The organism is Acinetobacter sp. UBA5934 (assembly GCF_002430855.1).
Taxonomy (GTDB): domain Bacteria; phylum Pseudomonadota; class Gammaproteobacteria; order Pseudomonadales; family Moraxellaceae; genus Acinetobacter.
This window is the reverse complement of record NZ_DJDC01000141.1, coordinates 1-9,935: the sequence shown is the minus strand read 5'-3', so window position 1 is coordinate 9,935 and position 9,935 is coordinate 1. Positions and strand designations below refer to the sequence as shown.

General features: G+C 38.0%; 8 protein-coding genes. 6 read left to right on the top strand and 2 right to left on the bottom strand.

Annotated features, from left to right (window positions below; all coding sequences use genetic code 11):
• The first annotated feature begins 1,393 nt into the window (after window positions 1-1,393).
• The 3 genes from B2Y23_RS09665 to B2Y23_RS09655 all read left to right on the top strand — a co-directional run bounded on the left by B2Y23_RS09665 (window position 1,394) and on the right by B2Y23_RS09655 (window position 4,158).
• Entirely contained in the window at window positions 1,394-1,801 is a 408-nt protein-coding gene (locus B2Y23_RS09665; protein ID WP_291355982.1) for a hypothetical protein, read from the top strand.
• Window positions 1,802-2,204: 403 nt separating this feature from the next.
• On the top strand, window positions 2,205-3,458 hold the full coding sequence (gene icd / locus B2Y23_RS09660) for an NADP-dependent isocitrate dehydrogenase (RefSeq protein WP_291370503.1): 1,254 nt from the start codon (window positions 2,205-2,207) through the stop codon (window positions 3,456-3,458).
• 154 nt (window positions 3,459-3,612) lie between these two features.
• Complete coding sequence (locus B2Y23_RS09655; RefSeq protein WP_291355978.1) at window positions 3,613-4,158, top strand: M23 family metallopeptidase; 546 nt, start codon at window positions 3,613-3,615, stop codon at window positions 4,156-4,158.
• 13 nt (window positions 4,159-4,171) lie between these two features.
• Here B2Y23_RS09655 and B2Y23_RS09650 read toward each other — a convergent pair whose 3' ends face one another.
• A complete protein-coding gene (locus B2Y23_RS09650) occupies window positions 4,172-5,353 on the bottom strand; it encodes a YbfB/YjiJ family MFS transporter (protein WP_291370499.1) in 1,182 nt (393 codons plus the stop codon).
• A gap of 229 nt (window positions 5,354-5,582) precedes the next feature.
• On the opposite strand from B2Y23_RS09650, the gene B2Y23_RS09645 reads away from it, so the two are divergent.
• Entirely contained in the window at window positions 5,583-7,559 is a 1,977-nt protein-coding gene (locus B2Y23_RS09645; protein ID WP_291370497.1) for an acyltransferase family protein, read from the top strand.
• 60 nt (window positions 7,560-7,619) lie between these two features.
• On the opposite strand, the gene B2Y23_RS09640 is transcribed toward B2Y23_RS09645, so the two are convergent.
• A complete protein-coding gene (locus B2Y23_RS09640) occupies window positions 7,620-9,050 on the bottom strand; it encodes a pyridoxal phosphate-dependent aminotransferase (protein WP_291355972.1) in 1,431 nt (476 codons plus the stop codon).
• Between the two features lie 228 nt (window positions 9,051-9,278).
• Between B2Y23_RS09640 and msrB the strand changes: the two genes are divergently transcribed.
• A complete protein-coding gene (gene msrB, locus B2Y23_RS09635; protein ID WP_291370495.1) occupies window positions 9,279-9,698 on the top strand; it encodes a peptide-methionine (R)-S-oxide reductase MsrB in 420 nt (139 codons plus the stop codon).
• On the top strand, window positions 9,695-9,935 hold a 241-nt coding region (locus B2Y23_RS09630; RefSeq protein ID WP_291370493.1), incomplete at its 3' end, for a glutathione peroxidase. The genes msrB and B2Y23_RS09630, both read left to right, overlap by 4 nt.

Here is a 9,935-nt window from a genome sequence, read left to right as displayed (position 1 = left end):
TATATTCCATCATTGCAAGTTACTAATAAAAACGTAAATTTATAAGTCTACATATAAATAATACTAATGATATGCAAAATAAAAGATTAATGATTTTGATTGGAGTTTTAGTTGCAGGATCTCTTTGTTTGATGGCCACAGTATATGTTCAAGCTAAAAGACATGAAAGAGAAAACATTCAACGAGTTATCAGTGAAGCAGAGGAAGCGTTAAGGATTCAATCTTATCAATACTAAATCGGGGGCGAAATATAGATTTTGATTAATTATTAAATTGAAATATCTAGTAATAATTTGTCATTGATTAAATATTAATCTTATATATAATATGTAATTAGAATCTATCGCTGTAGTTTCTATCTTTATTTCTTGCCTCCTTTCCAGGAGGTATTTTTTTGCATGAAACAAAAGAAAAAGTAGTGTTGGAAGTTCTGTTCTGTTTTGCGATCTGAATAGAAGACTAAGAACATTTAACTAACAAATTGATTACTTGTCAGCCAAATTGTTAATAAACAATAACTTAATAAAGACATCATTAAACACAACACTACTATTTCTTATACTTTTTAAGTGAATTGTTGGTGATATATTTTAGTTATTCCAATAACTTAACAACAAGAAGAATATGTTGAGAACTGAAAATCCTATTTGATTTGGGAGAGTTAAATAGGATTTTTATTTTTCATTATATTTAAAACACTTAATAAACAGGAGAAAATTATGTTGCACTTTCTAATGTGTTTGTTTGGTCTTCATGGCGCAACCGAAATCGACTACACGGTAGATGATGAAGAAATAAAAGTGTGTCGAGATTGCCTGAAAGAGATTAAGTAAACCTGACTTGAGCAAACAAGTATCACTTGAAATGAACATGCCTATTTAGGAGAAAGGATCATTTTTAGTGTTCTTTATTTCTAAAAAGATGAGGATTGAAGCTAAAGCGAGTAATACTCCTAGTGCAAAAAAAATAAGGTCGGTTTTATAAAAGCCAACGATAAAGCTAAATGCGCTTGCCAATAAAAAACATACTAGAATGGCAGATAAAATACTGTATTTCATATTAATTATTATATTTATTGTTTTTGAGCTTATTAATATAACAAGATTTTTAGTTTTATGTTATTTGAAAAAGTGAATTTCTTCCGACGTCATCAGATAAGAAGATTACTTTTATTATTTCTAAAATTGATAGGCTTATCTTTTTAACAGACTAAAATTTAAAGATTACAATGAAATTTGGGTCTTTTAATTCGACTTTCATTTAGGTTTATACGTCTAAATGTTGATATCAGTAAAGATAATTAAGTGAATTTTGTCATTAAGTAATAGCTATTCTCAACATGCTTATAACTCGATATATTTAGATAGAGTTAAGAATAAGAAGTAACGCTAAGATGTCATACATAGAGATAGCCGAGCTAATTTATAAGAGAGTTTTGGATAAATATGGATTCTCTTCTGATAGCTCAAAAGATTTAAATTTACTGTTGATGGAACTTAAAAACATGATTGGCAAAACTCATTTCCAACTTAAACATGATTTTACAAATATTGATGATTTAAATGAGCAGCTAAAACTGAGTGATGGCAAGAGTGTAGACCTAATTCTTGCACCAAATAGATATCAGGATAAAGAATTCATACTTTGGTTAGCAGTTATCCTTCAAAATATAACGGATCACAATGCTCTTAATCAAAGAGATAAAAAAATTTATTTACCTATAAAATCACTGGGAAAAGACAATGGTGAAGCCATCTTGGCATATTTAAATTCTGAAGATTTTAATAGGGCAGAGTTTTAAGTTTTACTTATTAATAAGTTTCCATTAATTTTCACAGGTCGTATTCTCGTATATAGAACCCTTCGCATTCTAGAGGTTGAGGGATTTTTGTTTCTTATTGGGGTTAAATATGTGTCATAGATGCAAAAACGGAATTTAAAAGTAATTGAAAAATATAGATTAAAACAGAATTAGGTATTCATACTTATTCAGAATGACGATTTTCATAGGAAATGACTTCTATAACTATATAAAAATTAAGAAAGGTTAAGTTTTATTCAATGGGGAAATGTAGTTATTTTCAGTATAAATCTTAAACACAATGGAATTCGATTAAACTCTTATGTGATAAGAAAGGACGAAACAATTGCCTATTCGGCAATTATTTTTAGATATCGCTAGATAGAAAGGGAGAACCTATACAATGGGTTATCAGAAGATCGTTGTTCCTGTGGATGGTAGCAAAATTACCGTAAACGCAGATTTGTCACTCAATGTTCCAAACAATCCAATCATTCCTTTTATTGAGGGCGACGGTATTGGGGTGGATATTACACCAGCGATGAAAGCCGTTGTGGATGCTGCGGTTCAAAAAGCTTACGGTGGCAAACGTTCGATCGAATGGATGGAAGTCTACTGCGGCGAAAAAGCAGACAAAATTTATGGCACTTATATGCCGGAAGAAACTTTCGAAGCACTTCGGGAGTTTGTGGTTTCTATTAAAGGCCCATTAACCACTCCTGTAGGCGGTGGTATTCGTTCTCTAAACGTTGCATTACGCCAAGAATTAGATCTTTACGTATGTGTACGTCCCGTTCGCTGGTTTGAAGGCGTACCTTCTCCAGTTCAACATCCTGAACTGACAGACATGGTAATTTTCCGTGAAAATTCTGAAGATATCTATGCAGGGATTGAATGGAAAGCTGATTCGCCGGAAGCAAAAAAAATAATTAAATTCCTCAAAGAAGAGATGGGTGTAACTAAAATCCGTTTCGAAGAGAACTGCGGAATTGGGATTAAACCGGTCTCTAAAGAAGGTACACAGCGTTTGGTTCGTAAAGCCATTCAATTCGCAATCGACAATAACAAGCCAAGCGTGACCCTGGTTCACAAAGGCAACATCATGAAGTACACCGAAGGTGCATTCAAAGAATGGGGTTATGAAGTTGCGCTTGAGCGTTTTGGCGGCGAACTACTGGATGGTGGCCCTTGGGTTAAAATCAAAAACCCGAAAACCGGTAAAGACATCATTATTAAAGATGTCATTGCAGATGCGTTCCTGCAACAAATCCTGATGCGTCCATCGGATTACTCAGTGATTGCCACGCTGAACTTAAACGGTGACTATATTTCTGATGCACTTGCAGCAGAAGTAGGGGGGATCGGTATTGCGCCTGGTGCCAACATTGGTGGAGCAATTCAAATGTACGAAGCGACTCACGGTACTGCTCCTAAATATGCGGGTCAGGACAAGGTCAACCCGGGTTCAATCATCCTGTCTGCGGAAATGATGCTGCGTGATATGGGCTGGGATGAAGCAGCTAACTTGATCATTAAAGGTATTTCCGGTGCCATTGCGAATAAAACAGTGACATATGACTTTGAACGTTTAATGCCTGATGCGACTTTGTTGCGTTGTTCTGAATTTGGTCAGGCCGTGATTAACAATATGGAATAAGTTTAAGGCTCATACCTTAGGCGAGAAAAACCCGTACGAGTTGCGGGTTTTTTTATATTTACAGAAATCATATTTCATTCAAAATAATTAAAAACTTAAGATGAAATCGCTCACATCACTTTAATTCTTGAAATGAATGTATCCACATCGAAAAATGTTTAAACAGACTTTTTGTTCAGGTTTAATACTTGCATTAATACTGCTTTCAGGTTGTCAGCCGCCAGCTTCAGGTGAAGCAGCAGGCATGCGTTATCCCATTTTATATATGCAATTACAAAAAACGGACTTGCCTGCCCAGCTTGCAATGCCGGTGGAAAACTTTAAAGCTCGACAAATACAAGACACCTGGGGTGCAGCACGAAGTGAAGGACGAACCCATGAAGGAATTGATATTTTTGCCAAGCGAGGAACACCGGTATTAAGCACCACCCAAGGCATCGTAGCTCAGGTCGGAACCAATAATTTAGGCGGCAAAGTGGTCTGGATTACTGGTCCAGATTTAAGCCGGCATTATTATGCCCATCTGGATAATTACGCTGACCAGATTCAAGCCGGGGATTGGGTAGAAGCAGGTGAGGTGATTGGTTATGTCGGTAATACAGGCAATGCTAAAAATACCCCGCCACACTTGCATTATGGAATCTATTTAAATGGACAGGGATCTGTAAACCCTTATCCATATTTAGCCCCATCTTCATAAAAAAATTTAAAATTCAGAGTGTTTGTTGGGTTCGCTTGCAGTGCTTTGAGCGGGTATGCCATGCCAGTTGCAGCGTTCCGAGTAACAAGATAAAAGAAGCTAATAAAAACTGCTGGTGATAGGTTACGCTAAAATGTTGCAGGGTACTAAAACTTAAACCGCCAATCAGTTGAACTGAGGCAAAACTCAGCGTCGCAATGCTCCACAACTTTTTATATGCCACGCCATAGAGTTGTAGAATCGTATAAGAAGTCAAAAACACCACTGCCGGATTGAGCATGCCTGTAAAAAAAGACGAGGCAAAGGTCAAGAGAGGGTTGAGACTTAAAGTTGCAATAAAAATGGCCATAATATACAGACTGTAAAGAATTTTCAGGCTAGTAAAATTTCCAAATTTTCTCGCTAGTGCGTAAGCGGTAAAAGCTCCTAAAGCGCTGCCTAAGCCATAAAGAATCCAGTTAAAGTTGATCCAGAACAAACTTAGTCCTAATTCGTGACTGAGATAATCGATCCAGAACAAGGAATGGGGAATATAGGCAAAAGCGCTGCTTGCATAGGCAATCAGTAAACTATAGAACAGGGTATTTAATCGGACTTCTGTTGAACTCTGATTGGCTTGGGTGAACAATTGATGTTTAAACTGTTGCAGTAAAGAACTCAAGCCAATACAAATGATCAGTGCAAAGCTGCATAGAATCAGCCATGCCGTTTGAGTTGAAATTTGGTCCAGATAAGGCAAGAAAAGCGTTGCCAACAGAACTCCAATGCCAATGCCGCTAAAACCAATAAAATTGATTTTAAAACGGTCCTGAAGATCACAGCACTGCGCCACCACGCTAGGTGACAGAATCATCAGCAGACCACCGCTTACCCCAGAAACCACACGCCAAAAGATGTACCAGACTTTGGCAAAATCTGAAAAGGCGCAACAGAGTAAACTGAACATACCGGTAATCGCTGCAATCTGAATGTATCGCGTCATGATTTTAGTTTGAGGCAATCGCATAGCCCAAAATGCACCGATTAAATAACCCAGCAAATTCGCACTGCCTAAAAGACTGGCAAAACCTGTTGTCCAGTCAAAGGCTTCACGTGTGCTGGGTAACAATGCGGTATAAGAAAAACGTAAAATACCAATTCCTAAACACATGCTTAAGCACAGAAAAATACTGAGTTTGATATTTTTTGAGGACATCCATGTACTCACAATAGGTATAAAAGGTGAGTTCAATAAATAACATGAGTAAATCAGATTGAATAGCTGAGCAAATAATAAATAACTATAAAAACAGCGGCATTTGAATCATGAAGTAATATCTAAGAAGAATCTTATAAAATTGGGTCACATAAACCCTTTAGTTTGAAAATTGAATTTTTTGCATAAAGGCATACAATGCCGCTACTTTATTGTACTTTTTTAAATTATGAATCTCTCCTATCGCGCTGATATAGATGGCTTAAGGGCCATTGCTGTTTTATTGGTGATTTTTAATCACATCGGAATAGCTTTATTTTCCGGTGGATATATTGGTGTTGATGTCTTTTTTGTGATTTCAGGTTATTTAATTACCCTTATTTTAACCCAGGATATCCAGTCCAAAAGATTTTCCATTGCACGCTTTTACAAGAAGCGTGTGGTGCGTTTAGCACCTGCCTATTTTACGGTACTCAGTGTGGTCAGTGTGATAGCTTGGCAGGTGATGCTTCCTGGTGAATTGACCCAATATTTTGATAGTGTCATGTATGCAACCCTGCTGATGGCGAATATCTATATGCGCAATAAGGTGGGAGATTATTTTAGCCAAAGTGCTGAAGGTATCCCTTTATTGCATCTCTGGTCGCTAGGGGTAGAGGAACAGTTCTATATTTTCTGGCCTTTATTGTTATTGCTGTTTGTAGGAAAAGTTTCCCGTAAACAAACCTTAGCTATAGTGACCGCGTTAATCATCAGCTTAGTATTTTATGCCCAGCACAAGTTGACTCAAAATGCAGAAAAGGCTTATTACAGTATGCCAGTACGTGCTTTTGAGTTGCTGATTGGTGCATTAATTTGTTTTTTACCGCAGTTAAATTTGCCAAAAATAATCCAGCAAAGTCTGGTTTGGATCGCTTTAATCGCGTTATTTACAGCAGCCATTTACTTCGATGAGCAAACTCCATTTCCGGGCCTTATGGCGTTTATTCCGTGTTTGGCAACAGCATTCATTATTTATCTTGGGCAAGGTGCCTCATCCAATAATCTATTACTGAGCAACCGCTTGAGTAGCTGGATTGGGAAAATTTCTTATCCTTTATATTTATGGCACTGGCCCATTATCGTGTTATTCGGCATTTATATGCGGCCATTAAATACTGAAAATCAGGTGGTGATTGTACTGCTATCCATGATATTGGCATTTTTAACTTATCAACTGATTGAAAAACCAACCAAACGTTTTGTGATGGCAGCGAATTACAAAGTGATTCTCATTGGTTTTCTCGTGCCAGCCATAAGTTTTATTGCTCTTGCCAAGACCATCAATATCAATAAAGGTTTTCCAGACCGGTTTCCACATTCTGTTTATCTCAAACAAGAAGCACTTAATTCATTTGCGCATGTGATCCGCTATAAATGTATGGATACTGAGGATCCGAAAGCTTTACCCGATCCGAATGAGTGTGTGCTGGGCCAACCGAAAGCCAGCATTGACTTTCTATTGATTGGCGATTCTCATGCCAACGGTTATACCGCTATGCTGGATAAATGGGCGAAAGATGCACATTTGCGCGGCTATGACGTTACGCAAAGTTCAACCTTCTATTTACCTGGGGTGCAGCGTTCAGACGTCAATTTCAATGGATGGAAAAAACTCGACAAGTTTGCATTCAGAAATAAAGCCATTACAGAGCATCTTGCTAAAACACATTACCGAACCATTATCTTGGCAGGTTCCTATGTGCCGTATTTTAGTGATGAAGTGAAACTTGAAGATGGTGTGCATCATTCCAATGCCGCAATCTTCAAAAGTGGTTTTATGAAGGCTCTGGAAATAGCTTATCAATCCAGTGAGCAGGTGATTCTGCTGAATGATGTACCTCGTCTAGACCAAGACGGAGTGCCGGCAGATTGTAATCTTCGCAACGAAATTTTAAATACCCATGCCCAATGTACTGTGTCCAGAAAAAATTATGAAGCACAGCTCAAACAATTCAATCGAATTGTTGCCGAAGCGAAGCTGAAATACCCTAACCTGAAAATCATTGATCCGACCAAGGTGATGTGTAATCAGCAGGAATGTAAAATTATGATTAATCATGTGCCTTTATACCGGGATAAAGACACCAATCACATTAATGATCAGGGTTCACGGCAATTGGGTATTGAATATTTAAAGCAATATGGCAATCCGCTTAAAGACTAATAACGAATTGCAATCATAAAAAAACCGCGCTATATAGCGCGGTTTTTTTAGCATTTTAGATTAACGCATTTTTGCCAGGAAACGGCCTAAACGGGTAATCGCTTCACGCAGTTCATTTTCGGCAGGTAAGAACACCACACGGAAATGATCGGGAGTTGGCCAGTTGAAACCGGTTCCTTGGACCAGTAGCACTTTTTCAGCACGTAATAAATCGAGCATGAATTTTTCATCATCCTGAATTGGATATACTTCCGGATCCAGTTTAGGGAAACAATACATGGCACCTTCAGGTTTCACGCAAGATACACCTGGAATGTCATTCAGCATTTCCCAGGCAATGTTGCGCTGCTCATATAAACGGCCACCCGGACGGATCAGGTCATTAATTGACTGATAACCGCCTAAAGCTGTTTGAATGGCATATTGCGCCTGATGGTTGGCACATAGACGCATAGAAGCCAGCATGTCTAAGCCTTCAATGTAATCCATGGCACGTGATTTATCACCGGTAATTGCCATCCAGCCTGAACGGAAACCCGCAATACGATAAGCTTTAGACAAACCATTAAATGAAATACACAACTGGTCACCAGCAAGTGCAGCCACAGAAACATGCTCAATGCCATCGTAAACAATTTTGTCGTAAATTTCGTCAGCAAATAAAATCAGGTCATATTTCTTCGCTAAGGCAACAATTTGTTCCAGTACATGACGAGGATAAACCGAACCTGTTGGGTTATTTGGATTAATAATCACGATACCACGGGTATTGGGCGTGATTTTACTTTCCATATCGGCAATGTCTGGATACCAGAAGTTTTCGTCGTCACATTTATAGTGAATGGCGGTACCGCCAGAGAGGTTCACCGCAGCGGTCCATAATGGATAGTCTGGCATTGGAACCAGCATTTCATCGCCATCATCCAGCAAGCCTTGCATGGCCATCACGATCAGTTCAGACACGCCATTACCGATATACACGTCATTGACGTGCATGTTGAGAATGCCTTTTTGCTGATAATACTGGCAAATGGCTTTACGTGCAGGAAAAATCCCTTTTGAATCGGTATAACCTACCGCATTGGGCAGGTTTAAAGCGACATCATTAATAATTTCTTGCGGCGCTTCGAAACCAAATGGGGCCGGGTTACCGATATTCAGTTTAATAATTTTGTGACCAGCTTCTTCCATTTCATTGGCCGCTCGTAACACAGGTCCGCGAATGTCGTAGCATACATGCTCGAGCTTAGACGATTTCTTAATTTCGCGAGGGGTTTGGAAAGTGTTCGGCATTTTGATGTTCTCGGAAGGAGTGGAGGTCACTTTTGCATAACGATATAAATAACTTTTAAATGTCTCAGTTGTTACTAAATCAAGATTGTGTTCATCCCGAAGTAAAGCAACAATTTTTTCGTGCGTAAATCCTGCCTGTTGATACTGTTTAATCACAGGAAGCAAATTTTTAAAAATAACGCTCTTTTTTTGCGACATTTTTTAATCCTAAGCAAGCTTATGACAAAGAGTAACACTAAATTTGCTCACGAAAAAGCATTTCTCGAAGAAATTGCTCACTTTGTTTTTAAAAATTGCTTACTTTTTGCTTTTTATAGAAATTATAGGTCTTTTGTAAAATGTTAACTAAAGACTAGAAATTTAAATATGAATAACGTAAATATAGGATTATTTTATTTTAAATAGTAAGAAAGAAGGTACTTAGCCATGGGAAAACTCAATAAATCAGACCGAGAATGGCAAAGAGAGTTATCACCTGAAGAGTTCCGTATTACACGTCAAAAGGGAACAGAACCTGCATTTACAGGTAAATACTGGAACACAAAACAAGATGGTACTTATGTCTGCCGTTGTTGTGGTGAGCCGTTGTTTAGCTCAGAAACAAAATACGACAGTGGCTGTGGTTGGCCAAGTTTCTATAAAGCCTTAAATAATTCTGCAATTGAAGAACATTCTGATACGACACATGGTATGGTCAGAACCGAAATTGTTTGCCATCATTGTGGCGCACATTTAGGCCATGTTTTTGAAGATGGTCCACAACCTACAGGATTGCGCTATTGCGTAAATTCAGCTTCTTTAGAATTAAAAACACAAGAAAAAAATGATGAGGAAACATATCCATGACCAGCATTTATCAGTTTGAGGCTGAGTTGTTAGATGGAAAAAATAAATCATTTACCGATTATGAAGGTAAGGTTTTATTAATCGTAAATACTGCCAGTAAATGCGGTTTTACGCCCCAGTTTGCAGGTCTTGAAAAGTTGTATGAAAAGTACAAAGATCAAGGTCTGGAAGTCTTGGGTTTTCCCTGTAACCAGTTTGGCGGACAAGATCCGGGTTCCAATGAGCAGATTGGGGCAT

Excerpts from the sequence above, each read along its gene's own strand:
- B2Y23_RS09640 (WP_291355972.1), bottom strand. The coding sequence starts at position 9,050 with ATGTCGCAAAAAAAGAGCGTTATTTTTAAAAATTTGCTTCCTGTGATT.
- B2Y23_RS09655 (WP_291355978.1), top strand. The coding sequence starts at position 3,613 with ATGTTTAAACAGACTTTTTGTTCAGGTTTAATACTTGCATTAATACTG.
- B2Y23_RS09665 (WP_291355982.1), top strand. The coding sequence starts at position 1,394 with ATGTCATACATAGAGATAGCCGAGCTAATTTATAAGAGAGTTTTGGAT.
- B2Y23_RS09645 (WP_291370497.1), top strand. The coding sequence starts at position 5,583 with ATGAATCTCTCCTATCGCGCTGATATAGATGGCTTAAGGGCCATTGCT.
- msrB (WP_291370495.1), top strand. The coding sequence starts at position 9,279 with ATGGGAAAACTCAATAAATCAGACCGAGAATGGCAAAGAGAGTTATCA.
- B2Y23_RS09650 (WP_291370499.1), bottom strand. The coding sequence starts at position 5,353 with ATGTCCTCAAAAAATATCAAACTCAGTATTTTTCTGTGCTTAAGCATG.
- icd (WP_291370503.1), top strand. The coding sequence starts at position 2,205 with ATGGGTTATCAGAAGATCGTTGTTCCTGTGGATGGTAGCAAAATTACC.